The organism is Streptomyces mayteni, assembly GCF_054783955.1.
The window spans coordinates 1-25,842 of the sequence record NZ_BAAGPR010000072.1 but is presented as its reverse complement, the minus strand read 5'-3'; the positions used below and the strand labels follow the sequence as shown (position 1 = coordinate 25,842).

The window sequence follows — 25,842 nt, the reverse complement described above, 5'->3', positions numbered from 1 at the left end:
CTCCCCCGCCGGCCCGGCGGCTCACCGGCCCTCGGTCAGCGGCCGCCGTGCCACGGCTCCGTGTCCTCGTCCGGCTGCTCCCCCTCGGCCGCCAGGGCCTCCCTGACCACCCGGAGGGCCGTGCCCTCCGGATAGCCCTTGCGGGCCAGCATCCCCACCAGCCGCCGCATCCGCCGGTCACGGTCCAGGCCGCGGGTGGCCCGCAGCCGCCGCTCCACCAGCGCCCGCGCCATCTCCTCCTCCCGCTCGGCGTCCAGCCCGCCGATCGCCTCGTCGATGGACGCCGTGGCCACCCCCTTGGTGCGCAACTCCCTCGCCAGGGCCCGCCTGGCGAGGCCACGCCCGTGGTGCCGCGACTCCACCCAGGCCGCGGCGAAGGCGGCGTCGTCGATCAGCCCCACCTCCTCGAACCGGTCGAGAACCGCCGCCGACACCTCCTCGGGGATCTCCCGCTCGCGGAGCGCGTCGGCCAGCTGCCGACGCGTCCGCGGCGTCCCGGTGAGCAGCCGCAGGCAGATGGCCCGCGCCCGCTCCTCCGGGCTTCTCGGAGGGTGCGGTGGCCCTGCCCCGGCCCTCGACGCGGCAGGGCCACCGCCGTCTTCATGTCCCGCGTGCTCCGGCCACTCGCTGCGCCGGGTCACCGTCAGCTCTTGGCGGCAGCGGCGGCGGTGGCGGGCTTGGCCTTGGTGGCCTTGGCCGGCGCGGGCGGCGTGACCGAGGCCGCTGCGGCAGCGGCGGCCGGCGCCGCGGCACCCGAGGCGTCCTTGCCCGGCTCGCCCTCCGGCGCCTCGGTCTTGGGCCCGATGCCCAGCTTCTCCTTGATCTTCTTCTCGATCTCGTTGGCCAGATCGGGGTTGTCCCGCAGGAAGCTCCGCGCGTTCTCCTTGCCCTGGCCCAGCTGGTCGCCCTCGTAGGTGTACCAGGCGCCGGACTTGCGGACGAAGCCGTGCTCCACGCCCATGTCGATCAGGCCGCCCTCGCGGCTGATGCCAGTGCCGTAGAGGATGTCGAACTCGGCCTGCTTGAAGGGCGGGGCGACCTTGTTCTTGACGACCTTGACCCGGGTGCGGTTGCCCACCGCGTCGGTGCCGTCCTTCATCGTCTCGATGCGGCGGATGTCGAGCCGCACCGAGGCGTAGAACTTGAGCGCCCGGCCACCCGTGGTCGTCTCCGGCGAGCCGAACATCACGCCGACCTTCTCGCGGAGCTGGTTGATGAAGATGGCCGTGGTCTTCGACTGGTGGAGTGCGCCGGTGATCTTCCGCAGGGCCTGGCTCATCAGTCGGGCCTGGAGGCCGACGTGCGAGTCGCCCATCTCGCCCTCGATCTCGGCGCGCGGCACCAGGGCCGCGACCGAGTCGATGACGATCAGGTCGAGGGCGCCCGAGCGGATCAGCATGTCGACGATCTCGAGCGCCTGTTCGCCGTTGTCCGGCTGGGAGAGGATCAGCTGGTCCACGTCCACCCCGAGCCTCTTGGCGTACTCGGGGTCGAGCGCGTGCTCGGCGTCCACGAAGGCGACCGTGCCGCCGGCGCGTTGGGCGTTCGCCACCGCGTGCAGCGTCAGGGTCGTCTTGCCTGAGGACTCGGGGCCGAACACCTCGACCACCCGGCCGCGCGGCAGCCCGCCGACGCCGAGGGCCACGTCGAGTGCCGTGGAGCCGGTGGGGATGACCTCGATCGGCTCGTTCGGCCGCTCGCCGAGACGCATCACGGCGCCTTTGCCGAACTGCCTTTCAATCTGCGCGAGTGCGGCGTCCAACGCCTTCTCGCGGTCCGTACCTGCCATGGGTGCCACCCGGTCCGTCTGATTCGATCGCTTCACATCAACGGACGCTAGCGCCCGCCACTGACAATCGAGGACCGGGGCGCCGTTCCGCACCCCCATAAGAAAGGTTGTTCGATTTTCGTGTCAAGCATCTCGACCGGCCTGTGGATAACCGGGAAAACGCCTGGTCAGGGCCATCACCGCAGGTGCGGGGGCACGTCCATGGCCTCGCAGACGGCCCGCCAGACCTCCTTGGTGCTCCAGCCGGCGGCCAGCGCCTCGTTCACCGTGCGCCCGCCGAGCTCCGACATCACGTGGTCCCGGGCGAAGGAGTCCGCGTACGCCGGACCGAACTGCTCCGCCATCCGCTGCCAGAAGTCAGTCAACCGCATGCCCCCAGTATCCCGCCCCTCCCGTCCCGCCCGGCTCACCCCCCGAGCGCTCTGACCCCCGCGGTGACCGCCACCGCCACGGCCACCACCAGCAGGAACGGCGCCCGCAGCAGCAGCGCGAGGCCGGCCGCCGCGAGACCGGCCGCCCGGGCGTCCAGGGTCGGCGCGCCGCCGCCGTCGTCCACCGTCTGCAGGGCGGTGAGGGCGGCGAGCAGCGCCACCGGCAGCAGCGCCACCAGCCGCAGCACCAGCGGGCGTTCGAGCGCCGCGGTCGGCACCGTGAGGCCGAGCAGCTTCACCAGGTAACAGCCGGCCGCCGTCACCGCGATGGCGATCCACGTCGTCACGCCGCGCCCCCCTCGCGGCGGCCGGGCACCAGCAGCGCGAGCGCCGCGGCCGCCGCGGCCACCAGCACCGGCACGCCGGCCGGCAGCAGCGGCAGGGTGCCGAGCGCAAGCAGCACCGCACCGAGCGCCGCCGCCCGCTCGGCCGGCGAGCGCAGCATCGGCGCGAGCAGGGCGAGGAAGACCGCGGGGCCCGCGGCGTCGAGGCCCCAGGTGGCGGGGTCGCCCAACGCCTCGGCGCCCAGCGCGCCGAGCAGTGTGGTCAGGTTCCAGCAGAGATAGAGGGAGACCCCGGTGACCGCGAAGCCGATCCTGGCCAGCCGGCGGTCCGGCTGGGCGAGTGCCACGGCCGACGTCTCGTCGATGACCCACTGGGCGGCCAGCGGGCGCAGCCACCGCGGCGGCCCGAGCAGGGTGGAGAGCCGCAGCCCGTAGAGGGCGTTGCGCAGGCCGAGGAAGAGCGCGCCGGCCACCGCCGGCACCGGGCCACCGCCTCCGGCCAGCGCGCTGACCAGCGCGAACTGGGAGGCGCCGGTGAAGACGAGGAGGCTGAGCACACAGGCCTGCGGCACGCTCAGGCCGTTGGAGGCGGCGGTCACCCCGAAGGCGAACCCGGACAGGCCGACGGCGCAGCCCACGCCCAGCGCATCGCGCACCGTGGCCCGCGTCGCGTTCGGTTCCGGGCGCGCGGTGGCACCCGTCATGGCGTTTTCGATCACCCCGGCACGGTAAGTGACCGCTTTCCGCGCGGTCTTGTACGTTCTTGCGCCGCCGCCCGGCCGCCACCCGGCCGCCGGCTCAGGCCCCGGGCAGCCGCTCCCGCCGGTAGGCGCCGGGCGACACCCCGACGGTCCTGGTGAAGTGCCGGTGCAGATGGGACTGGTCGGTGAAGCCCACCGCCACGGCGGCGTCCGCCGGCCGGAGCCCAGCGTCCAGCAGCGCGCGGGCCCGGTGCACCCGGGCGTCGGTGAGCCAGGCGTGCGGCGGCAGGCCGTACCGCGCGCGGAAGGCGCGCAGCAGGGCGAAGGGGCCGACGCCGAGTTCGGCGGCCAGCCGCGCCAGCGTCGGCGGATCCGTCATCCGGTCGGCCAGCACCTCCCTGGCGCGCTCCGCCTGCCGCGCGCCGGCATCGCGCACCTCGCGCCGTGGCCGTGCCCCACCCGCCCGCGTGAGCAGCCGCGCGAGCACCAGTCGCAGCAGGCTGTCGGCGGCCAGCGCGTCACCCTCGTCCGCCGCCCGCAGCACCCGGGAGACCAGCCGCACGGCCGCCGGATCCACCAGCACGACGTCCCGGAACCCGGCCGCACCGCGCAGCCCGAGCGTCTCGGCGGCGATCCCGTCCACCAGCTCGGCCGTCGGGTAGAGCGCGCCGTAGGTCCACCCGGCCGGCACCCCGGCCTGGCCCGTGTGCGGCGTGTCCGGGTTGATCAGCGCCAGCCCGCCGGCCCGCGCCCGCTCGACGGTGCCCTTGTGGTGGAACGCCTCCACGCCCCGGGTGATGGCCGCGATCACGAAGGTCTCGTGGGTGTGCCTGATGAAGGTCCGGTGCACGTAGCGGGCGCGCAGCAGGTCGACCCCCGGAAGCTCCGGGTGCCGCCAGTGCCTGGCCCGCTCGAGCCGCTGTTCCGCTCCCACCCGCACCCCGCCATTCTCCGCCCGGCGCGCCGGGCTCCACCGGGGCCTGTCAGTGCCTGGTGTCACGATGAGGTACATGAACGGACATTCGGCCCCCACCCCAGAGACCGCGCTCGACGGGTTCTCGCCCGCCACCCGGGCGTGGTTCACCGGGGCCTTCCACGCGCCGACGGCGGCGCAGGTGGGGGCGTGGCAGGCGATCGCGGAGGAGTCGGACGCCCTGGTGGTCGCGCCGACGGGCTCGGGCAAGACCCTGGCCGCCTTCCTCGCCTCGCTCGACCGGCTGGCGGCCACGCCACCGCCCGCCGAGCCGCTGAAGCGCTGCCGGGTGCTGTACGTCTCGCCGCTGAAGGCACTCGCCGTCGACGTGGAGCGGAACCTGCGCAGCCCGCTCACCGGCATCCGGCAGGAGTCGGTCCGGCTCGGCCTCCCGGAGCCGGAGATCCGCGTCGCCATCCGCACCGGCGACACCCCGGCCGCCGACCGCCGAGCCCTGGCACGCCGGCCGCCGGACATCCTGATCACCACGCCCGAGTCGCTGTTCCTCATGCTCACCTCGGCCAGCCGCGAGGCCCTGGCGGGCGTCGAGACCGTGATCCTCGACGAGGTGCACGCCGTCGCAGGCACCAAGCGCGGCGCCCATCTGGCGCTCTCCCTTGAACGGCTCGACGCGCTGCTGCCCAGGCCGGCCAGGCGGATCGGGCTCTCCGCCACGGTGCGCCCGGTCGACGAGGTGGCCAGGTTCCTGTCCCCGCAGCGCAAGAGCCAAATCGTGCAGCCGCCGTCCGGCAAGGAGTTCCAGCTGTCCGTGGTGGTGCCCGTCGCGGATCTGGGCGAGCTCGGCGGCTCCCCGGTGCCGGACGCGCCGGGTCAGGGTGGCGCCGGGCAGGGCGGTGGGCCCTCCATCTGGCCCTCGGTCGAGGAGCGCATCGTCGACCTGGTGCTCGCCCACCGGTCCACCATCGTCTTCGCCAACTCCCGGCGCCTCGCCGAGCGGCTGTGCAACCGGATGAACGAGATCGCCCACGAGCGCGCCACCGGGGAGCCGCTGCCCGAGGAGCACTCCCCCGCCGAGCTGATGGGCGGCTCGGGCGCCGCCAGGGGCGCCCCCGCGGTGCTCGCCAGGGCGCACCACGGCTCGGTCTCCAAGGAGCAGCGGGCCCTGATCGAGGAGGACCTCAAGGCCGGCCGGCTGCCGGCCGTGGTCGCCACCTCCAGCCTGGAGCTCGGCATCGACATGGGTTCGGTCGATCTGGTGATCCAGGTCGAGTCCCCGCCCTCGGTGGCCTCCGGGCTCCAGCGGGTGGGCCGGGCCGGGCACCAGGTCGGCGCGGTCTCGGCCGGCGTGGTCTTCCCCAAGTACCGGGGCGATCTCGTGCAGTCCGCGGTGGTCACCGAGCGGATGCGGGCCGGCGCCATCGAGGCGCTGCGGGTCCCGGCCAACCCGCTGGACGTGCTGGCCCAACAGCTGGTCGCGATGACCGCGATGGACACCTGGGACGTGGACGAGATGCTGGCGCTGGTGCGGCGGGCCGCGCCGTTCGCCGCGCTGCCCGAGTCCGCGTACCACGCCGTCCTCGACATGCTGGCCGGGCGCTATCCGTCCGACGCCTTCGCCGAGTTGCGGCCCCGGCTCGTCTGGGACCGGGTGGCGCACACGGTCGCCGGCCGCCCGGGCGCGCAGCGGCTGGCCGTCACCTCGGGCGGCACCATCCCGGACCGCGGCCTGTTCGGCGTCTTCCTGGCCGGCGCCGACCCGCGCAAAGGCGGCGGCCGGGTCGGCGAGCTGGACGAGGAGATGGTGTACGAGTCCCGGGTCGGCGACGTCTTCACCCTGGGCACCACCTCGTGGCGCATCGAGGACATCACCCGCGACCGGGTGCTCGTCACGCCCGCCCCTGGGGTGCCGGGCCGGCTGCCCTTCTGGAAGGGCGACCAGCTCGGCCGCCCGCTCGAACTCGGCCGCGCGATCGGCGCGTTCCTCCGCGAGCTCGGCGGTCTCACCCAGGAGGCCGCCAGGGAGCGGCTGGCCGCCGCCGGCCTCGACCCCTGGGCGGTCGACAACCTGTTGACCTACCTCACCGAGCAGCGCGAGGCCTGCGGCCACGTGCCGGACGACCGCACCATCGTGGTCGAGCGCTTCAGGGACGAGTTGGGCGACTGGCGGATCGTGGTGCACTCGCCGTTCGGCGCCCAGGTGCACGCCCCCTGGGCGCTGGCCCTCGGCGCCCGGCTGACGGAGCGCTTCGGCCTGGACGCCCAGGTGCTGCACGCGGACGACGGCATCGTGCTGCGGCTGCCGGACGCCGACCCGCTGACCGCCGACGGCCTCGATCCCGAAGGGCCGGCCGCCGGCCCGCTGGACGCCGCCTTCGACGACGGCCGGGCGCCGGTCGGGGCGGGCGACGTGCTGTTCGACGGGAGCGAGGTCGACGACCTCGTCACCGAACAGGTCGGCGGCTCGGCCCTGTTCGCCGCCAGGTTCCGCGAGTGCGCGGCCCGGGCGCTGCTGCTGCCCAGGCGCGATCCCGGCCGGCGCACCCCGCTGTGGCAGCAGCGCCAGCGCGCGGCCCAACTGCTTTCCGTGGCATCCGAGTTCGGATCCTTCCCGATCGTGCTCGAAGCGGTGCGCGAGTGCCTGCAGGACGTGTTCGACGTGCCAGGGCTCGCCCAGCTGATGGGAGACGTCCAGGCCCGCCGGGTCCGGCTCGTGGAGGTCACCACCCGCGAGCCCTCGCCCTTCGCCCGCTCCCTGCTCTTCGGCTACGTCGCCCAGTACCTCTACGAGGGTGACTCGCCGCTGGCCGAGCGCCGCGCCGCCGCCCTCTCCCTCGACTCGCGGCTGCTCGCCGAGCTGCTGGGCCGCGCCGAGCTGCGGGAGCTCCTCGACCCCGAGGTGCTCGCGGGTCTGGAGGCCGAGCTCGGCTGGCTGACCGAGGAGCGCCGGATCACCGGCGTCGAGGGCGTCGCCGACCTGCTGCGGGTGCTCGGCCCGCTCACGGACGCGGAGCTCGCCGCCCGCGGCGCCCGCCCCGAGTGGGCCGCGGAGCTGGCGGCCGCCCGCCGGGCGCTGCGGGTGCGGGTCGCGGGCCAGGAGCACTGGGCCGCCATCGAGGACGCCGGCCGCCTGCGGGACGCGCTGGGCGCCGCGCTGCCCGTCGGGGTGCCGGAGGCCTTCACCGAGCCGGTGGCGGATCCGCTGGGCGACCTGCTGTCCCGCTACGCCCGCACCCACGGCCCGTTCACCTCAGCCGACGCCGCCGCCAGGTTCGGCCTCGGCCCGGCCGTCGCGGACGGGGCGCTGCACCGGCTGGCCGCGGCCGGCCGGCTGGTGCAGGGCGAGTTCCGGCCGGGCGGAGCCGGCCAGGAGTGGTGCGAGCCCGGCGTCCTGCGGCGCCTGCGCCGCCGTTCGCTGGCCGCCCTGCGGCAGGAGGTCGAGCCGGTGCCGCCAGCCGCCCTGGCGGCCTTCCTGCCCCGCTGGCAGCACCTCGCGGGCCCCGGCGGGGCGGGCGAGCTCCGCGGCATCGACGGCCTGGTGCGGGCCGTGGAGCAGCTGCAGGGCGCCCCGGTGCCCGCGTCGGCCCTGGAGCGTCTTGTGCTGCCCTTCCGGGTCAGGGGATACGCGGCGCCGCTGCTCGACGAGCTGACGGCCTCGGGCGAGGTGGTGTGGGCGGGCGCCGGGGCGCTGCCAGGCAAGGACGGCTGGGTCTCGCTCTACACGGCGGACGCCGCGCCGCTCCTGCTGCCGGCCCCGCTGCCACTGGAGACGAACCCGCTGCACCGCGCCGTCCTCGACGCGCTGGCCGGCGGCTACGGCCTGTTCTTCCGGCAGATCGCCGAGCAGGTGCGGGCAGCCGGCCAGGAGGCGTCGGACGCGGCGCTCGCCGAGGCCGTCTGGGAGCTGGCCTGGTCGGGTCGGCTCACCAACGACACCGTCGGCCCGCTGCGCTCGCTGCTCGGCTCGGGCCGCACCGCGGGCGCCACCGCCCACCGGGCCCGCCGGGCCACGCCCCGTGGCCGCTACGGCGCGCTGGCCATCGGCACCGGCCAGGCGCGCCGCCCCACGGCGTCCCGCGGCGGGCCACCGACGGTCTCCGGGCGCTGGTCGCTGCTCCCGCCCCGGGAGCCGGATCCGACGCTGCGGGCGCACGCCCTGGCCCGCACCCTGCTCGACCGGCACGGAGTCGTCACGCGCGGCGCCGTCGCGGCCGAGGGGGTGGCGGGCGGCTTCGCGGCCACCTACCGGGTGCTCTCCGCCTTCGAGGAGAGCGGCCAGGCCCGGCGCGGCTACGTGGTGGAGGGGCTCGGCGCGGCCCAGTTCGCGATGGACGGCGCGGTGGACCGGCTGCGCGCCATCGGCGCGGCGGCCCAGGTGCCCGGCCCCGCCCCAGGGGTCCCGGCCGCCGGCGGCCCGCGGGCCCTGGTGCTGGCGGCCGCCGACCCGGCGAACGCCTACGGTGCCGCGCTCCCCTGGCCCGAGCCGCCGTCGGGCGCGGGCCACAAGCCGGGCCGGAAGGCGGGGGCGCTGGTGGTGCTGGTGGCGGGCGAGCTGGCGCTCTATCTGGAGCGCGGCGGGCGAACGCTGCTCGCCTGGGCACCCGAGGGCTCGCCCGAGGCGGTGGAGGAGTCGCTTCGCCCGGCCGCGGAGGCGCTGACGGCGGCGGCCCGTGCGGGCGCGCTCGGCACGCTCACGGTGGAGCGGGTCAACGGCTCTCCCGTGCTGGGAGACCAGCTGTGGGTTCGGCTTCTGGAGGCCGCTGGCTTCCACGCGACACCGCGCGGCCTGCGGCTGCGGCCCTAGCGCGGGCCTGGCCGGCGCACCGGCCCGGTGCGGCGGGCCGGAACGGCTCGGTCAGGCGGCGACGACGTCCACGGCCTCGGCCGGGGCCTTGATCGTGACCCGGTCGTCGGGCCGGTGGGTCACCGAGGTGACCCGCACCGGGTTGAGCATGGGACGCTCGGCCAGGCTCGGGCCGGCGGGCATCCCGAGGGACGGCACCGTGTCACTCGCGGCGGACTGGGCCAGCTCAGCGAGCGCCAGCTCGTCGCTGACCTCCCGCATCAGCTCCGACATCCGCAGCTCGAGCGCGTCGCAGATGGCGGCCAGCAGCTCCGAGGAAGCTTCCTTCTGCCCGCGCTCCACCTCGGACAGGTATCCGAGAGAGACTCGGGCGGAGGAGGACACTTCGCGCAGGGTGCGGCCCTGATGTTGGCGCTGCCGACGCAGCACGTCACCCAGCAGGCGACGGAGCAGGATCATCGGTGGCTCCCTCCTCGGACCGTTGGCCTCGCTTGCTTCATGCCCCACCGTACCGCCTCGGACTCCCACCGCGCGGGGAGCGATGTCTTGTTCACTCAGGGCTGCAAACATCCATCGTCTCCGTTCTGTTCCGTATCCTGTGCCGCCCGCGGGCCACGGTGCCCGTGATGAACCAGCTCATTCCGCAGCAGGACGAGCGCCGCTCGGACGCTCTCCGCCCGGATCGCCGCCCTGTCCCCCCGCAGCGTGAGCCGCTGGGCCACGACTCCCCCGGATCCGGGTGCCGAAACCGCCACGAAGACCGTGCCCACCGGCTGCCCGTCCTGTGGCTCGGGCCCGGCCACCCCCGTCGTCGCCACGCCCCAGCCCGCGCCGAGCAGCTCCCGCACCCCGGTGGCCAGCTGCCTGGCCACCTCCGCGTCGACGGCTCCCCGCTCCGCGAGCAGCTCCCCGTCGACGCCGAGCACCTCCCGCTTGACCGCCGTCGCGTAGGCCGTGACCGAGCCGACGAAGGCCCGCGACGCCCCGGGCACCGTGGTCAGCGCCGCCGCCACGAGACCGCCGGTCAGCGACTCGGCGACCGCCACCGTCTCCCCGCGCCTGGTCAGCAGCCCCAGCACCTGCTCGGCGATCGCCGGCTCGGGCGGCACACCGTCACCGCCCACCGGCGCGCTCCCTCGCGAGCCCGGCGCGACGCAGCACGACCGCCTGCCGCACGTAGTCGAGGCCGGTGACCACGGTCAGCGCCACGGCCGCCGCCATCGCCCACCACCGCAGGGTGGCCAGCGGACCGGTCAGCGCCAGGATGTACATGCCGACCGCCACGCCCTGGGTCAGCGTCTTGAGCTTGCCGCCCCGGCTGGCCGGGATGACGCCGTGCCTGATCACCCAGAAGCGCAGGGCGGTGATCCCCAGCTCGCGCACCAGGATCACCACGGTCACCCACCAGGGCAGGTCGGACAGCAGCGACAGGCAGATCAGCGCCGCGCCCATGATCGCCTTGTCCGCGATCGGGTCGGCGATCTTGCCGAAGTCGGTGACCAGGTTGTGCCGCCTGGCCAGCTCGCCGTCGAAGAGGTCGGTGATCATGGCCACGGTGAAGGCGGCCCAGGCCAGCGAGCGCCAGGCCGGGTCGTGCCCGCCGTCGGCCAGCATGAGCAGCACGAAGCCAGGCACGAGCAGCAGCCGCACCATGGTGAGCACGTTGGCGATGTTCCACAGGTCGGCCGACGCCTCTTCCGAGGGTTCGCCGGCGGCCCCTGGGCCGTGGCGGGAGTCGGCCGCGCGCCCCTCACCGGCGGCCGGGGCCGGCCCGTCCGTCATCTTCCGCCCCCCGCGGCGGTGCCGACCACCGCCGGCAGCGCCACGGCGACGAGGTCCACACCCTCCGCGGCCACGATCTCGGCGTCCACGAAGTCCCCGACCCGGGGGACGAGCGCGCCGGTGTCCGGCGCGGTGACCAGGATCTGGCCGTCGGTCTCGGGCGCCTGGTGCGCGCCGCGGCCCACCGCGACCACGTCGCCCTCGACGCCGTCCTCCGGCGCGAGCGACTCGATCAGCACCCGCGTCCGCTCGCCCACCCGCTCCTCGGCCCGCTGCCCGATCAGCTCCTCGGCCAGCTGGGTGACGCGGGCCAGCCGCTCGGCGACCACCTCGGCCGGGTTCTTGTCGGCGTAGCCGGCCGCCTCCGTGCCGTCCTCGTCGGAGTAGCCGAAGACGCCGATGGCGTCGAGTCTGGCCGCGGTGAGGAAGCGTTCCAGCTCGGCGACGTCGGCCTCGGTCTCGCCGGGGAAGCCGACGATGAAGTTGGACCTGACGCCCGCCAGCGGGGCCTTGCCGCGGATGGTGTCGAGCAGGTCGAGGAAGCGCTCGGTGTCGCCGAAGCGCCGCATGGCACGGAGCACTTGGGGCGCCGAGTGCTGGAACGACAGGTCGAAGTAGGGCACGACCTTCTCCGTGCCCGTGAGCACGTCGATCAGTCCCGGACGCATCTCGGCCGGCTGCAGGTAGCTCACCCGGACCCGCTCGATGCCGTCCACGGCGGCCAGTTCGGGCAGCAGCGTCTCCAACAGCCGGATGTCGCCGAGGTCCTTGCCGTAGGAGGTGTTGTTCTCGGAGACCAGCATGATCTCCCTGACGCCCTGTTCGCCGAGCCAGCGGACCTCCGACAGCACGTCGGCCGGCCGCCGCGAGACGAACGAGCCGCGGAAGGACGGGATGGCGCAGAAGGTGCACCGCCGGTCGCAGCCCGAAGCGAGCTTCACGGACGCCACCGGGCCGCCGCCCAGCCGCCGCCGGTTCGAGACCCGCGGCCCGGACGCCGGCGCGACCCCGGCCGGCAGGTCGGCGATGGCGGCCGCGCCGTGGCCGGGCAGCGCGACGTCGGCGCCCTGCCGGTCGGCGGGGCTGATCGGCAGCAGCTTGCGCCGGTCGCGCGGGACGTGCGGGGCGTGCACCCCGCCGGAGAGGATGGTGCGCAGCCGCTCGGAGATGTCGGCGTAGTCGTCGAAGCCGAGGACCGCGTCGGCCTCCGGCAGGGCGTCGGCCAGTTCCTTGCCGTACCGTTCCGCCATGCAACCGACGGCCACCACCGCGCGGGTGCCGCCGGCGCCCTCGCCGGCCGCCGACTTGAGCTCGCTCGCCTCGAGAAGGGCGTCGACCGAGTCCTTCTTGGCGGCCTCCACGAAGCCGCAGGTGTTGACGACGGCAACCTCGGCGTCCGCGGCGTCGTCCACCAGCTCCCAGCCGTCCGCGGCCAGGCGCCCGGCCAGCTCTTCCGAGTCCACCTCATTACGGGCGCAACCAAGGGTGACCAGGGCGACGGTACGGCGTTCGGGCATGGGGTCAGCCTACTTCGTCCCGACGACGCCGCCTCCCGGGGCCGGGGGTCACGCACCCGAGCCCCGGCCCGGCGGCGGTCACCCCTCCTCGGGATCGCCCGGGGTGTAGCTCAGGCGCTGGACCTGGCCCATCTCGAAGTCGGTGTCGATGTCCTTGCCGTTGACCCGCAGCGCGACGGCTCCGGCGTTGCCGAGCACCAGGTCGATCTGGTCGTCGTCGGTGAAGATCTGGGAGTCGCCCTCCTCCAGGACGCCCTCGAAGATCAGTTCACCGTTGCCGTTCTTGGCGGAGACCCAACTCGAGCCGTCCTCGACGGTGGCCTGGACGGTGACCTTGTCGCCCGGCACGGCGGCCACCGCGCTCTCCGAGGGGTCGGGCTCGTCCTCGGGGGCGACCTCCTCCTGCTGGCCGTCGCCGGGGAGCGGCTCGTCCTCGGGCGACGCGCCCGGCGTGGACGCGCGCTCGGCCACCGCGCCGGGGTCCGCCTCGTCTCCCCCGCTGAAGAAGGTGAAGCCGACGAAGCCGATCACGGCCACGATGGCGGCCACCATGGCGGCCGTCCAGTTGGGGCGCCGCGGCTCGGGACGGATCCGCTCCGCCTCGAACAAGGGTCCGGACGAGAGGGTGGGTGCGGGCTGCTCGCCCTGCTGCGCGTTGTAGAGCGCCATCACCTCGGCCGGATCCAGGCCCACCGCCCGGGCGATCGCGCGAACGTGCCCGCGCGCGTAGACGTCCCCACCGCAGCGCGAGAAGTCGTCCTGCTCGATCGCCTGCACGATGGGGATGCGCACACGCGTGGCGGCGCTGACCTGGTCGACGGTCAACTTCGCGTCGATGCGCGCCTGTTGGAGGGTTCGACCGACGGTAGGCCGGTCCTTGGCTGAGGGGTTGCCATGGGACACGGGGGCGCCTTTCGAGCGTGAAGCCACGTGCTGTGCATATAAGTCTAGGGGCGTGGCGAAGGGAACAGGCAACCGGGCCGACCCCATTTGTGGGCCAACAGGATGGTCCTCCTGTCGCCGCCTAGCCTGGAGTCTCCCCCCGGATCAGCGCCAGCACGCCATCCAGTTCGTCGGGCTTCACGAGCACGTCCCTGGCCTTGGATCCCTCACTCGGTCCCACCACGCCCCGCGACTCCATCAGGTCCATCAGCCGCCCCGCCTTGGCGAAGCCCACCCGCAGCTTCCGCTGGAGCATCGAGGTCGAGCCGAACTGCGTGGAGACCACCAGTTCGGCCGCCTGGCAGAGCAGGTCGAGGTCGTCGCCGATCTCCTCGTCGATCTCCCGCTTCCTGCCCGAGGCCACGGTCACGTCGTCCCGGAAGACCGGCGCCATCTGCGCCTTGCAGTGCGCGACGGTCGCCGCCACCTCCTCCTCGGTGACGAACGCGCCCTGCATCCGGACGGGCTTGTTCGCCCCCATCGGCAGGAACAGGCCGTCGCCCTTGCCGATGAGCTTCTCGGCGCCCGCCTGGTCGAGGATGACCCGGCTGTCGGCCAGCGAGGAGGTGGCGAACGCCAGCCGCGACGGCACGTTGGCCTTGATCAGGCCGGTGACCACGTCCACGCTCGGCCGCTGGGTGGCCAGCACCAGATGGATGCCGGCGGCCCGCGCGAGCTGCGTGATCCGCACGATCGCGTCCTCCACGTCGCGCGGCGCCACCATCATCAGGTCGGCCAGCTCGTCCACGATGACCAGCAGGTACGGATACGGCGCCAGGTCGCGCTCGCTGCCCTCCGGCGCCGTCACCTTGCCGGCCCGGACGGCCGCGTTGAAGTCGTCGATGTGCCGGTAGCCGAAGGCCGCCAGGTCGTCGTAGCGCAGGTCCATCTCCCGCACCACCCACTGCAACGCCTCGGCGGCCCGCTTGGGGTTGGTGATGATCGGGGTGACCAGGTGCGGGATGCCCTCGTAGGCGGTCAGCTCGACCCGCTTGGGGTCGACGAGCACCAGCCGCACGTCCTCCGGGGTCGCCCGCATCATCACCGAGGTGATCAGGCAGTTGACGCAGGACGACTTGCCGGAGCCGGTGGCCCCGGCCACCAGCATGTGCGGCATCTTGGCCAGGTTGGCCGTCACATAGCCGCCCTCGACGTCCTTGCCGAGCGCGACGAGCAGCGGATGGTCCTCCTCGGCCGCGGCGGCCGTGCGCAGCACGTCGCCCAGATTGACCATCTCGCGGTCGCTGTTGGGGATCTCGATGCCCACGGCCGACTTGCCGGGGATCGGGCTGATGATGCGGACGTCGGGGCTGGCCACCGCGTACGCGATGTTCCTGGCCAACGCGGTGATCTTCTCGACCTTCACCGCGGGCCCCAGCTCGACCTCGTACCGGGTGACGGTCGGGCCGCGGGTGAACCCGGTGACCCGGGCGTCCACCTTGAACTCGGTGAACACCGTGGTCAGCGCCTCCACCACGACGTCGTTGGCGGCGCTGCGACTGCGGCCGGGGCCGCCCCTGTGCAGCAGTTCGAGCGAGGGCAGTGCGTAGGTGATGTCCCCGGAGAGCTGGAGCTGTTCGGCGCGCGGCGGCAGCGGCTCGGACGGCTCGGGGGCGCGCTTGGTCAGGTCGGGGACGGCGCCCCCGGCGGCCGGGCTCTCCCGCTCCTCGGCCTGCTCCCGGTTCCGGTCCTGGACCCGTTCCTGCTCCTGCTCCTGCGCCTGGTCCGCGCGCCCCTTGCGGGCGCCCCGCGAGCCGGCGGAGACGCGGCTGCTGAGGTCCGCCACCAGCGGCGAGGGCTGCACCCCGTGCAGCACCGCGCCGTCCAGCGAGGCGGCCGCCGCGGCGGCCACGTCGACCGGGTCGGCGCCCTCGGTCGACCGGCCACCGGAGCGCCGCGAGGGCCGGCGCCGGGACGCGAGCGCGACGCGCTCGGCCCGCTCCTGGTCGTCCACCTCGGGCGCCAGGACGCCGCGGGCGCCTGGCCGCTCGTCGTCCTCCCAGTAGCGGTCGGGGGTGAAGCCGCCGTCGGCGAGCCGCTCGTGGACCGGTTCCTCGGCCGCCAGCAGCCCGAGCCGGGTGGCGGCCTCGCGCAGCCTCCTGGGGATCGCGTTCACGGGCGTCGCGGTGACCACGAGCAGCCCGAAGACCGTCAGCAACACCAGCAGCGCCACGGCCAGCGGCTCGCCCATGGCGAGGATCAGCGGCCGGGAGGCGACCAGGCCGAGCTGCCCGCCGGCGTTGCGCACCGCCAGCTCGCCCTCGCTCGCGCCGGGCGCCCCGGCGGCGATGTGCACCAGGCCGAGCACGCCGAGCAGCAGCGCGCTGAGCCCGATCACGATCCGCCCGTTGGCCTCCTCCTTCTCCGGATGCCGGATCAGCCGCACCGCGATGTAGCCGAGGACCAGCGGGAAGACCAGGTCGAGCCGGCCGAGGGCGCCGGTGATCAGCATGGTCACCAGCTCGCCGACCGGCCCGCGCAGGTTCGACCAGGTGCCCGCCGCGATCACCAGCGTCAGGCCGAGCAGCAGCAGCGCGAGACCGTCCTTGCGGTGCGCCGGGTCAAGCCCCTTGGCGCCCCGGCCGACACCGCGCAGCAGCGCGCCGACGGGATGCGCGATGCCGAGCCAGACGCCGCGCAGCACGCGCAGCACGATGTTCCGGGACGGCGGCGCGGGCGGCTTGGCCGCCGCCTTCTTGGCCGGTGGCTTCCTGGCCGCGGCCTTCTTCGCCGGCGCCTTCCTGGCCGGCGCCGACTTCTTGGCCGCTCCCCCGCCGCTCTGCCCGGCGCGCGCGTTCTGGGGACCCTTGCCGGACGTACGTGAGGCCATGAGGGTGAGGTTACCCGGGTCTCACCCCGGGAGCACGGACCCCATGCCTCCCTGAGACACCGTCAGGCGGCCGGGGTCAGGGGTCGATCTGCTCGGCCCCACCCGACCCCGGCTGCAGGGCGTCGAGCGCCCGGCGCAACCCGGCCAGCTTCCGCTCCAGGTGGGCGGCGGTGGAGACCGCGGCGCCACCGCCGGACTCGGCCAGCTCCTTGGACAGCACCTCGGCCTGCTCCTCCACCGCGGCCAGCCTGGCCGACAGCTCGGGCAACAGGCCACCGGAGCCACGCTCCGCGTCCGCCGGCGCCTGGCCACCGTCCAACTCGCGCCGCAACAGCGCCGCCTGCTCACGCAGCTGGACGTTCTTCATGTGCAGCTCGACGAAGACCGAGACCTTGGCGCGCAGCACCCAGGGATCGAACGGCTTCGAGATGTAGTCCACCGCGCCCGCCGCGTAGCCGCGGAACGTGTGGTGCGGGCCATGGTTGATGGCCGTGAGAAAGATGATGGGGATGTCACGCGTGCGCTCACGCCGCTTGATGTGCGCCGCGGTCTCGAAGCCGTCCATCCCTGGCATCTGGACGTCCAGCAGGATCACCGCGAAGTCCTCTGTGAGCAGCGCCTTGAGCGCTTCCTCCCCTGACGATGCCCGGACCAGTGTCTGATCGAGCGCCGAGAGAATCGCCTCCAGCGCCAGCAGATTCTCGGGCCGGTCATCGACCAGGAGGATCTTGGCCTTCTGCACCATGGCCCGTCCTCCTCGCCCCTGCGACGCCGCCGAGCGCCGCCGTTGTGGACGGCACCCTCACGCCGCCCGGTCCTATGCCGGACATGTTGGCATCCACGCCGGCAATGGTGCCAGCGAGCCCGGCCCGCCACGCAACCGCACCCGGTGGCCTCCGGAGACTCTCGCGTCCTTGCGAGAAGCCGCAAGCCCTCCGGCCAACCCCCGCCTCACCAGGAATCCCTCTGTCCGCACGACCTCCGGCCAGAAACGCAAGGCGCCCAGTGATCAGCGCATTGCGCTGCGTCACGATACCACGCACATCCGAGAGCGGCGAACCCGTCCGCACACGCCCAGCCACGGCCGCTCCCGCCACGCTCACTCCCGAAACGCCCACCGGGGCCGGGGAGTTCCCCGGCCGCGCCGGCCCGCGGATCAGGCCGGCCCCTCCATCCACTCGCCCATCACGCTCAACAGGTGGTCCGTGTCCACGGGCTTGGTGACATGGGCCGAAGCCCCCGCCTCCATGCTCTTCTCCTCGTCGCCCTTCATCGCCTTGGCCGTCAGCGCGATGATCGGCAGCCCCGAGAACTGCGGCATCCGCCGGATCGCGGCCGTCGTCGCGTAGCCGTCCATCTCCGGCATCATGATGTCCATCAGCACCAACACGATGTCCTCGTTGGACTCCAGGACCTCGATGCCCTCCCGGCCGTTCTCCGCGTAGAGCACCCGGAGCCCGTTCTGCTCCAACACGCTGGTCAGCGCGAACACGTTGCGCACGTCGTCGTCGACGATCAGCACCTTCCGGCCACGGAAGTCCCGGTAGGCCCGGCGCCGCACCGACTGCTCGGCCCTCGACTCGGCCGGCCCGCCCTGGCGTTCCCGCCGCTCGGCCGCCAACGAGCCGTTCTCCGCGAACCGCTCCCGGTGCCGCCTGGTCAACGACTCGGCCGCCCGCTCCGCCGCCAACGACGCCTTCCGGCTCTCCCGCTCCCGGTCGACCGCCGTCCCGAAGACGGCGCCGCCGGCGGCGGCGCCCGACTGGCCCGCCGGCACCGCCGCCGAGCCGTCCTCGGCCGCGTCCTCGGCCGCCGAGCCCGCCTCCTGCGCCTCCTCGGCCGCCTCGACCCGCGGCTCCTCGACGGCCAGCGTGCCGGACGTCAGCTGCCCGTAGCCGGGCGGCGGCAGCTCCGTCGGCTGCAGCGGCAGGAACAGGGTGAACGTCGAACCGCGGCCCGGCTCGCTCGCCGCGTGGATCTCCCCGCCGAGCAGCCGGGCGAACTCCCGGCTGATCGAGAGGCCGAGACCCGTGCCGCCGTACTTCCGGCTCGTCGTCCCGTCGGCCTGCTTGAACGCCTCGAAGATCACCCGCATCTTGCTCGCCGCGATCCCGATCCCGGTGTCCGAGACCGCGAACGCCACCAGCGGCGCGTCCGCCGTCAACACCGAGCCGTTCTCCAGCATCTGCTGCCGGATCTCGTCCGGCACCTCGCCGCTCGCCGGCCTGATCACCAGCTCCACCGAGCCGGAGTCCGTGAACTTCACCGCGTTCGACAGCAGGTTCCGCAGCACCTGGAGCAGCCGCTGCTCGTCCGTGTGCAGGGTGGCCGGCAGCTCGGGCGACACCCGCACCGAGAACTCCAGGTTCTTCTCCGCCGTCAACGGGCGGAACGACGCCTCGATGTAGTCCACCAGCTGCACCAGGGCGATCCGGCTCGGACTCACGTCCATCTTCCCGGCCTCGACCTTCGACAGGTCGAGGATGTCGTTGATCAGCTGCAACAGGTCGGAACCCGCCCCGTGGATCGTCTCCGCGAACTCCACCTGCTTCGGCGACAGGTTGGTCTCCGCGTTGTCCGCGAGCAGCTTCGCCAGGATCAGCAGCGAGTTCAGCGGCGTCCGCAGCTCGTGCGACATGTTCGCCAGGAACTCGGACTTGTACCGCATCGAGACGGCCAACTGCTCGGCGCGCTCCTGCAGCCCGCGCCTCGCCTCCTCGATCTCCGAGTTCTTCACCTCGATCCGGCGGTTGGTCTGCGCCAGCAGATCCGCCTTCTCGCGCAGCTCCGCGTTCCGCTCCTGGAGCTCCTTCCGCTGCTCCTCAAGCTCACCGGTCTGCTCCTGGAGGCGCTCCGCCAGCTCCTGCGACTGCTTCAGCAGCATCTCCGTCCGCGTGTTCACGCTGATCGTGTTGACGCTGGTCGCGATCATCTCGGCCATCTGCTCGAGGAAGTCGCGCTCGATCTGCGTGAACGGCTTGAACGACGCCAGCTCGAGCACGCCGAGCACCCGGTCGCTGAACTGCACGGGAAGCACCACCCCGTGCACCGGTGGCGCCTCGCCGAGCCCCGAGGAGATCTTCAGATAGCCCTCGGGCGTCGGCCCGAACAGGATCATCCGGCCCTCCTCGGCCGCCGTCCCCACCAGCGACTCACCGGGCCGGAACGACAAACCGTGGGCGCCCGCCGCGTAACCGTAGGAGCCGATCATCCGCAGCTCGTAGACGCCGTCCTCCGCCGGCCCGGCCACCACCTCCAGGTCGCCGTCGGCCGGCACCGAGAGGAAGAACGCGCCGTGCTGCGCCGTGACCGTCGGCACCAGCTCGCTCATGATCAGGCTGGCCACGTCCTTGAGGTCGCGCCTGCCCTGCATCAGCGCCGAGATCCGCGCCAGGTTGCTCTTGAGCCAGTCCTGTTCCTTGGTCTTCAGCGTGGTGTCGCGCAGGTCGGTGACCATCCGGTTGATGTTCTCCTGCACCACCAGGATCTCGCCGGCCGCGTCCGTGTCGATCCGCACGCTGTGGTCGCCCCTGGTCACGAAGTTCGCCACCCGGGCGATGCCCCGCACCTGGCGGGTCAGGTTCCCCGCCATCTCGTTCACCGAGTCCGTCAGGTCCTTCCAGGTGCCCGCCACGCCCGGCACCAGCGCCTGACCGCCCAACTGCCCCTCGATGCCCACGTCCCTGGCCACCTTGGTGGCCTGCTCCGCGAAGAGCGAGAGCTGGTCGACCATGGTGTTCAGGGTCTCCTTGAGCTCCAGGATCTCCCCGCGCGCGTCGATGTCGATCTTCTTGCTCAGATCGCCCTGCGCGATGGCCGTCGTGACCATCGTGATGTTCCTGACCTGGCCCGTCAGGTTGGACGCCATCTCGTTGACGGAGTCGGTCAGATCCCGCCAGGTGCCGGACACCCCGGGCACCTCGGCCTGGCCACCGAGCCGCCCGTCGGTGCCCACCTCGCGGGCCACTCGCGTGACCTCGGCCGCGAACGACGACAGCTGGTCCACCATCCGGTTGACGGTGTCCGCGAGCTGCGCCACCTCGCCGCTCGCCTCCACGGTGACCTTCTTGGTCAGCTCACCGTCGGCCACCGCCATCGCGACCTCGGAGATGTTCCGCACCTGACTGGTGAGGTTCGCCGCCATCAGGTTGACGTTGTCGGTCAGGTCCTTCCACGTGCCCGAGACGCCCCGGACCTGCGCCTGGCCGCCGAGCCTGCCCTCGGTACCCACCTCGCGGGCCACCCGCGTCACCTGGTCGGCGAACGACGACAACTGGTCGACCATGGTGTTCACGGTGTTCACCAGGACGAGGATCTCGCCCTGCGCGTCCACGGTGATCTTCCTGGTCAGGTCGCCCTCGGCCACCGCGGTCGTCACGTCGGCGATCTGCCGCACCTGGAGCGTCAGGTTGTTGGCCATGCCGTTGACGGACTGGGTGAGGTCCTTCCAGGTGCCGGCCACGCCGTCCACCTTCGCCTGGCCGCCGAGCCGACCCTCCGTACCCACTTCGAGGGCCACCCTGGTGACCTGCTCGGCGAAGGACGACAGCTGGTCCACCATCGTGTTGAGGGTGTCCTTCAGCTCCAGGATCTCGCCCTTGGCGTCCACCGTGATCTTCTGCGACAGGTCACCGCGCGCCACCGCCGTCGCGACCTGGGCGATCGCCCGCACCTGGTCGGTGAGGTTGGACGCCATGCCGTTCACCGAGTCCGTCAACGCCCGCCACGTGCCGGCCACTCCGGACACCTGTGCCTGGCCACCGAGCCGCCCGTCGGTACCCACCTCCCGGGCCACCCGGGTCACCTGCTCCGCGAACGAGGACAGTTGGTCCACCATCGTGTTCACGGTGTTCTTGAGCTCGAGGATCTCACCGCGCGCGTCGACGTCGATCTTCTGCGACAGGTCGCCCCGCGCCACGGCCGTCGTCACCTGCGCGATGTTCCGCACCTGGCGGGTCAGGTTCGAGGCCATCTCGTTCACCGAGTCGGTGAGCGCCTTCCACGTGCCGGAGACGCCCTCGACCTGCGCCTGACCGCCAAGCCGGCCCTCGATGCCCACCTCGGTCGACACCCGCGTCACCTGGTCGGCGAACGACGACAGCTGGTCGACCATCCGGTTCACGGTGCTCTTCAGCTCCAGCATCTCGCCGGACACGTCGACCGTGACCTTCTGCGAGAGGTCGCCGTTGGCCACCGCCGTCGTCACCTGCGCGATGTTCCGCACCTGTTCCGTCAGGTTGCGGAACGCGGTGTTCACCGAGTCCGTCAGGTCCTTCCAGGCCCCCGCCACCCCGAGCACCGAAGCCTGGCCGCCCAGCACGCCCTCGTCACCGATCTCCCGCGCCACCCGGGTGACCTCGGACTGGAACGAGGACAGCTGGTCCACCGTCCGGTTGACGGTGTTCTTCAACTCCAGCATCTCGCCACGGACGTCGACGGTCACCTTGCGCGACAGGTCGCCGTTGGCCACCGCCGAGGTGACCTGCGCGATGTCGCGGACCTGCGCCGTGAGGTTCCGGAACGCCGTGTTGACCGATTCCGTCAGGTCCTTCCAGGTGCCCGCGACGCCCTGCACCCGCGCCTGACCGCCCAGCGCGCCCTCGGTGCCGATCTCGGTCGCCGTCCGCGTCACCTCGTCGGCGAACGCGCGCAGCGTCTCGGTCATGTCGTTGATCGTGTCCGCGAGCTGGGCGAACTCGCCGCGCGCCCGCACCGTGATCCGCTGCGTCAGATCACCGTTGGCCACCGCCGTCGTCACATGGGCGATCTCCCGGACCTGCGCGGTCAGGTTCGCGGCCATCGTGTTCACGGAATCGGTCAGGTCCTTCCAGACCCCGTCCACCCCGTCGACCTTCGCCTGTACGCCGAACACGCCCTCGGTGCCCACCTCACGGGCGACCTTGGTGACCTCGTACTGGAACGAGGAGAGCTGGTCCACCATGCCGTTCACGGTGTCCTTCAGCTCCTGCATCTCCCCGGCCACGTGCACGGTCACCTTGCGGGACAGATCGCCGTTGGCCACCGCCTTGGTCACCTGGGTGATGTCCCGCAGCTGCGCCGTCAGCCGGAGCGCCATCGTGTTGACGGAGGTCGTCAGCTCCATCCATGGCCCGAACATGCCGCGGTCGTCGGCCTGGCCGCCGAGCTTGCCCTCGGTGCCCACCTCACGGGCGACCCGGGTCACCTCGTCGTGGAACGCCGACAACTGGTCCACCAGGCCGTTGACCGTCCGGCTCGTCTTCAGGAACTCGCCGCGCAACGGCCGCGAGGTGCCGGCCCGCTCGCCCGGCACTCGCAGCTCCATCCGCTGCCCCAGGTCGCCGTCCTCCACCGCGGAGAGCACCCGGCCCACCTCGGAGAGCGGCCCCGCCAGGTCCTCCACCAAGCCGTTCACATCGTCGATGGCCTTGCCCCAGGCGCCCTCGCAGACCCCGGTTTCGACCCGCTCGGTCAGCCGCCCCTCCCGGCCCACCAGCCGCCGGACGCCTGCCAACTGCCCGGTGACGTGCAGCCCCCGGTCCGCCACCTCGTTGTACACGGCGGCGATCTCGGCCATCGGGCCCTCGCCCGTGACCGTCAGCCGCTTCCGCAGGTTGCCGTCCCGCATCGCCTCGAGTGCCGAGAGCAGCCGGTTCAGGGCGACGGCGTCCACTTCCACCGTTCCGCTACCCCGCGACCTCCTCGTTCGCGCACGCGTGTCAGCGCGCGCCGCTGCTCCCTCAGACACCACTGTGTCCCTCCCGCAGGATCGAACCGTTCCGCCCGGGCTTTCGCGCCGGACCATCCCAGTGTTTCACTCTCGACCGACCGGGCGATAACAGTTCGGCAGCATCCCATAGCACTGTTTTCCCGGTCCGGGGGAAATCATCGGATGCGCCGTCCGCGAGGGCCGCCGACGTCAGTAACCTGGCTTCCGGTCGGTCATGCGGCGGCAGGCCAGGAGAATGACAGAGCTTTCTTTGGGGGAGTGACGTGATCACCGCGCGAGCTGCGGCCACCTTCGAGCCGGTAGGACGCTCGGTCGCGACCGCGCGGGGCTTCGTCCGGGACACCCTCCAGGGCTGGGGCCTGGCCGACCTCATCGAGGACGCCGTGGTGCTCACCAGCGAACTCGTCACCAACGCCGTGGTGCACGCCGGCACGGCGGCCGAGGTCCGCTGTCTGCGCGACGAGGAAGGCGTCCGCATCGAGGTGGTGGACCGCCACCCGGAACGCGAACTCCCGATGGCCGAGGTCTCCCGCGGCCAACTCGACCTCAACAGCGAGGGCGGCCGCGGGCTGCTGCTGTGCGCCGCGCTCGCCGCCCGCTGGGGCGTCGACTACACGCCGGCCGAGAAGTGCGTGTGGTTCCGCCTCGACCAGCTGGTGCTCCCGGTCGGCACCCGCTCCGCGGGACCCGTGCTCCCCGACGAGGCGCTGCCGGTCAGCGAGACCAGGGTCCGGGTCGCCGTCGTCCAGGTCGACCGCGCCGACACCATCACCGTCTGGAACGAGGACGCCGCCGAACTCTTCGGCTACCGCGCCGAACAGGTCGTCGGCAAGCCGCTGGGCGACCTCGCCGCCTGGCCCCAGACCCCCGGCACCGGCACCGGCATCGCCGAGGCCCTGGCGCTCTCCCGCTGGGAGGGCAGCTACGGCCTCCGCGACTCCGAGGGCCGCACCGTCCCCGTCTACGCCTGCCATCTCCGCGTCCGTGACGCCAAGGGCGACCCGTCGACGGTCTGCCTCATCGTCCGCGACCAGGAGCGCGCCATCCTGCAGAGCCCCGTCAGGCTGCCCCTGCAGGCCGGCGGCGAGGGCATCGACCGCGGCCACGGCGACCCGCTCGACGCCCTGATCGGCTCCCCGCCGCCCGACGACCTCGACGGGCTGCTCCAGCGCACCGTGGAGCGCGCCAGGGACATGCTCGACGGCGACGCCGCGTTCCTGCTGCTCGCCACCGACGACGAGACGGAGCTCGAGGTGCGCGCCACCACGGGCCTGCCATCCGCCCGCCAACGCTTCGCCCGCGTCCCGGTCGAGACCGGCAGCGGCCGCTACGGCTCGGCCCGCATGCCGTCGGTCCACGACGACCTGGCCTCCGCGCCCGGCGCCGTGCCGCTGCTCTCCGGCACCGGCATGCACGCCGTGGTCACCGTGCCGCTCAAGGTCGAGGGCCGGCTCACCGGTTCGCTCGGCGTCGCCTCCGAGACCCCCGGCCGGTACAGCAACGAGGAGGCCCTGCGGCTCCAGTTCGCCGCCGACCGGATCGCCCTGGCCGTGGAGTCGGCCCGGCTCACCGAGTTGGAGCGGCTGCGCCGCGGCTCACTGGCCTTCCTGGTCGAGGCGTCCGAGCTGCTGGCCGGCACGTTGGACCGGAACCAGACCCTGGCCCTGATGGCCCAGATGACGGTCCCGACGCTGGCCACCTGGTGCGCCGTCTACACCGTGCCGGAGCCGGGCTCCGAGCCGGTGCTCTCCTACGTGCTGCACGAGGACGAGGACCGCATCGACGGCATCAAGGCGCTCCTGGATCGGGTCGAACCGCCGGACCCGGACATCACGCTCGGCGTCCGCCAGTGGCACGCGCCCTCGGACGCGGCGCGCAACACCGCGCTCCGCAGTTCGCTGCGCAGCCTCGCCCTCGGCCGGCTCCCCTCGGAGCCGCAGGCGCCCGGCATCAGCCTGAGCACCGCGGCGGCCGTGGGCGGCGAGACGGTGCTGCTGCCGCTGATCGCCCGCAACCGGGTCATCGGCCTGCTGGCGCTCGGCAAGCCCACCGACGAGCGGTTCCGCCAGGACATCCTGGAGCTCGCCGAGGACCTCTCCCGCCGGGCCGCGCTCGCGCTGGACAACGCCCGGCTCTACAGCGAGCGCACCGCCATCAGCCAGTCCCTGCAACGCAGCCTGCTGCCGCCCGAGTTGCCGAAGATCGACGGCGTCGACGTGGAGGTCATCTACCGCGCCGCCGGCGAAGGCAACGAGGTGGGCGGCGATTTCTACGACGTCTTCCCGATCCGGGAGGGCGCCTACGGCTTCGCCATCGGCGACGTCTGCGGCACGGGGCCGCTGGCGGCCTCGGTGACCGGCCTGGCGCGGCACGCGCTGCGGCTGCTGGCCCGCGAGGGGCTCGGCGGCCCCGCGGTCCTGGATCGGCTCAACGCGGCGATCCTCGAGGAGGGCCCGCGCGGCCGCTTCCTGACACTGCTGTACGGCGAGTTGTGGCCCCAGCCCGAGGGCGGCGCGCTCCTCAAGATGGTCTGCGCCGGCCATCCGCTGCCCCTCCGCCTCACCCCGGACGGCCGGGTGGAGCCGGCCGCCAGCCCACAGCCGCTGCTGGGCGTGATGGACGATCTGGAGCTCTACGAGCAGAACATCATGCTCAACCCGGGCGACGTCCTGCTGTGCGTCACGGACGGCGTCACCGAACGGCGCGAGGGCACCAGGATGTTGGGCGACGACGGCCTGGCCGACGTGTTCGGCTCCTGCACCGGCCTCACCGCGGGCGCGGTCGCCGCCCGGGTGCTGCGCGCGGTGGAGCGCTTCGCGCCCAACCCGCCCTCGGACGACATGGCCATCCTGACCCTGCGGATCCCGGAATAGCGCAGACCGGGGAACACGAAAGGCCCCCGCCAGAACGGCGGGGGCCTTCGAAAAACCAGTGACGCAATGATACGGAGCCCCAAAACGGAATCGAACCGTTGACCTTCTCCTTACCATGGAGACGCTCTGCCGACTGAGCTATTGGGGCAATATGTCCGGCGGCGACCTACTCTCCCACACGGTCCCCCATGCAGTACCATCGGCGCTGGCAGGCTTAGCTTCCGGGTTCGGAATGTAACCGGGCGTTTC

At 73.1% G+C, this 25,842-nt stretch carries 16 protein-coding genes, 1 tRNA gene and 1 rRNA gene; 2 read left to right on the top strand and 16 right to left on the bottom strand.

From position 1 onward, the window contains the following. Positions 1-35: 35 nt before the first annotated feature. The 6 genes from recX to ACYVPE_RS26735 all read right to left on the bottom strand — a co-directional run bounded on the left by recX (position 36) and on the right by ACYVPE_RS26735 (position 4,145). Entirely contained in the window at positions 36-641 is a 606-nt protein-coding gene (recX, locus tag ACYVPE_RS26760; protein WP_461036279.1) for a recombination regulator RecX, read from the bottom strand. Between the two features lie 2 nt (positions 642-643). Then, a complete protein-coding gene (gene recA, locus ACYVPE_RS26755; RefSeq protein ID WP_461036278.1) occupies positions 644-1,789 on the bottom strand; it encodes a recombinase RecA in 1,146 nt (381 codons plus the stop codon). A gap of 176 nt (positions 1,790-1,965) precedes the next feature. Next, positions 1,966-2,160, bottom strand: coding sequence for a DUF3046 domain-containing protein (locus ACYVPE_RS26750; protein ID WP_461036277.1), 195 nt, complete (start codon positions 2,158-2,160; stop codon positions 1,966-1,968). 35 nt (positions 2,161-2,195) lie between these two features. Beyond that, a complete protein-coding gene (locus ACYVPE_RS26745) occupies positions 2,196-2,507 on the bottom strand; it encodes an AzlD domain-containing protein (RefSeq protein ID WP_461036276.1) in 312 nt (103 codons plus the stop codon). Next, complete coding sequence (locus tag ACYVPE_RS26740) at positions 2,504-3,208, bottom strand: AzlC family ABC transporter permease (RefSeq protein ID WP_461036292.1); 705 nt, start codon at positions 3,206-3,208, stop codon at positions 2,504-2,506. Before ACYVPE_RS26740 ends, ACYVPE_RS26745 begins: the two co-directional genes overlap by 4 nt. A gap of 94 nt (positions 3,209-3,302) precedes the next feature. Continuing rightward, entirely contained in the window at positions 3,303-4,145 is an 843-nt protein-coding gene (locus ACYVPE_RS26735) for an AraC family transcriptional regulator (RefSeq protein ID WP_461036275.1), read from the bottom strand. 70 nt (positions 4,146-4,215) lie between these two features. On the opposite strand from ACYVPE_RS26735, the gene ACYVPE_RS26730 reads away from it, so the two are divergent. After that, entirely contained in the window at positions 4,216-8,940 is a 4,725-nt protein-coding gene (locus ACYVPE_RS26730) for an ATP-dependent helicase (protein WP_461036274.1), read from the top strand. 51 nt (positions 8,941-8,991) lie between these two features. Here the strand turns inward: ACYVPE_RS26730 and ACYVPE_RS26725 are convergent, their stop codons facing one another. The 8 genes from ACYVPE_RS26725 to ACYVPE_RS26690 all read right to left on the bottom strand — a co-directional run bounded on the left by ACYVPE_RS26725 (position 8,992) and on the right by ACYVPE_RS26690 (position 22,738). Further along, positions 8,992-9,399, bottom strand: a complete 408-nt coding sequence (locus tag ACYVPE_RS26725; RefSeq protein WP_461036273.1) for a helix-turn-helix domain-containing protein — start codon at positions 9,397-9,399, stop codon at positions 8,992-8,994. A gap of 95 nt (positions 9,400-9,494) precedes the next feature. Continuing rightward, a complete protein-coding gene (locus tag ACYVPE_RS26720; protein ID WP_461036272.1) occupies positions 9,495-10,064 on the bottom strand; it encodes a CinA family protein in 570 nt (189 codons plus the stop codon). After that, the gene (pgsA, locus tag ACYVPE_RS26715; RefSeq protein WP_461036271.1) at positions 10,054-10,722 is read right to left on the bottom strand and encodes a CDP-diacylglycerol--glycerol-3-phosphate 3-phosphatidyltransferase; all 669 of its coding nucleotides are present in this window, start codon (positions 10,720-10,722) and stop codon (positions 10,054-10,056) included. Before pgsA ends, ACYVPE_RS26720 begins: the two co-directional genes overlap by 11 nt. Continuing rightward, positions 10,719-12,239 carry a 30S ribosomal protein S12 methylthiotransferase RimO gene (gene rimO, locus ACYVPE_RS26710; RefSeq protein WP_461036270.1) on the bottom strand — a complete coding sequence of 507 codons (1,521 nt, stop codon included), beginning with the start codon at positions 12,237-12,239 and terminating at the stop codon, positions 10,719-10,721. Before rimO ends, pgsA begins: the two co-directional genes overlap by 4 nt. Positions 12,240-12,317: 78 nt before the next feature. Next, entirely contained in the window at positions 12,318-13,142 is an 825-nt protein-coding gene (locus tag ACYVPE_RS26705; RefSeq protein ID WP_461036269.1) for a helix-turn-helix domain-containing protein, read from the bottom strand. A gap of 121 nt (positions 13,143-13,263) precedes the next feature. Further along, on the bottom strand, positions 13,264-16,011 hold the full coding sequence (locus ACYVPE_RS26700; RefSeq protein WP_461036268.1) for a DNA translocase FtsK: 2,748 nt from the start codon (positions 16,009-16,011) through the stop codon (positions 13,264-13,266). Positions 16,012-16,087: 76 nt separating this feature from the next. Then, positions 16,088-16,756 (bottom strand): response regulator, encoded by a 669-nt coding sequence (locus ACYVPE_RS26695; protein ID WP_461036267.1) that lies wholly within the window; start codon positions 16,754-16,756, stop codon positions 16,088-16,090. A gap of 411 nt (positions 16,757-17,167) precedes the next feature. Continuing rightward, complete coding sequence (locus ACYVPE_RS26690; RefSeq protein ID WP_461036266.1) at positions 17,168-22,738, bottom strand: HAMP domain-containing protein; 5,571 nt, start codon at positions 22,736-22,738, stop codon at positions 17,168-17,170. 245 nt (positions 22,739-22,983) lie between these two features. Here ACYVPE_RS26690 and ACYVPE_RS26685 point away from each other — a divergent pair, with 245 nt between their 5' ends. After that, positions 22,984-25,593: a SpoIIE family protein phosphatase gene (locus tag ACYVPE_RS26685; RefSeq protein WP_461036265.1), complete on the top strand. Its 2,610-nt coding sequence runs from the start codon at positions 22,984-22,986 to the stop codon at positions 25,591-25,593. Between the two features lie 75 nt (positions 25,594-25,668). Here the strand turns inward: ACYVPE_RS26685 and ACYVPE_RS26680 are convergent. Beyond that, a tRNA-Thr gene (locus ACYVPE_RS26680) sits at positions 25,669-25,741 on the bottom strand. Positions 25,742-25,746: 5 nt separating this feature from the next. Continuing rightward, positions 25,747-25,842 (bottom strand): 5S ribosomal RNA (gene rrf, locus ACYVPE_RS26675); the annotation flags it as partial.

Coding starts and splice junctions, on each gene's coding strand:
- ACYVPE_RS26750 (WP_461036277.1), bottom strand. CDS start 2,160: ATGCGGTTGACTGACTTCTGGCAGCGGATGGCGGAGCAGTTCGGTCCG.
- ACYVPE_RS26725 (WP_461036273.1), bottom strand. CDS start 9,399: ATGATCCTGCTCCGTCGCCTGCTGGGTGACGTGCTGCGTCGGCAGCGC.
- ACYVPE_RS26700 (WP_461036268.1), bottom strand. CDS start 16,011: ATGGCCTCACGTACGTCCGGCAAGGGTCCCCAGAACGCGCGCGCCGGG.
- ACYVPE_RS26740 (WP_461036292.1), bottom strand. CDS start 3,208: ATGACGGGTGCCACCGCGCGCCCGGAACCGAACGCGACGCGGGCCACG.
- recA (WP_461036278.1), bottom strand. CDS start 1,789: ATGGCAGGTACGGACCGCGAGAAGGCGTTGGACGCCGCACTCGCGCAG.
- rimO (WP_461036270.1), bottom strand. CDS start 12,239: ATGCCCGAACGCCGTACCGTCGCCCTGGTCACCCTTGGTTGCGCCCGT.
- pgsA (WP_461036271.1), bottom strand. CDS start 10,722: ATGACGGACGGGCCGGCCCCGGCCGCCGGTGAGGGGCGCGCGGCCGAC.
- ACYVPE_RS26695 (WP_461036267.1), bottom strand. CDS start 16,756: ATGGTGCAGAAGGCCAAGATCCTCCTGGTCGATGACCGGCCCGAGAAT.
- ACYVPE_RS26730 (WP_461036274.1), top strand. CDS start 4,216: ATGAACGGACATTCGGCCCCCACCCCAGAGACCGCGCTCGACGGGTTC.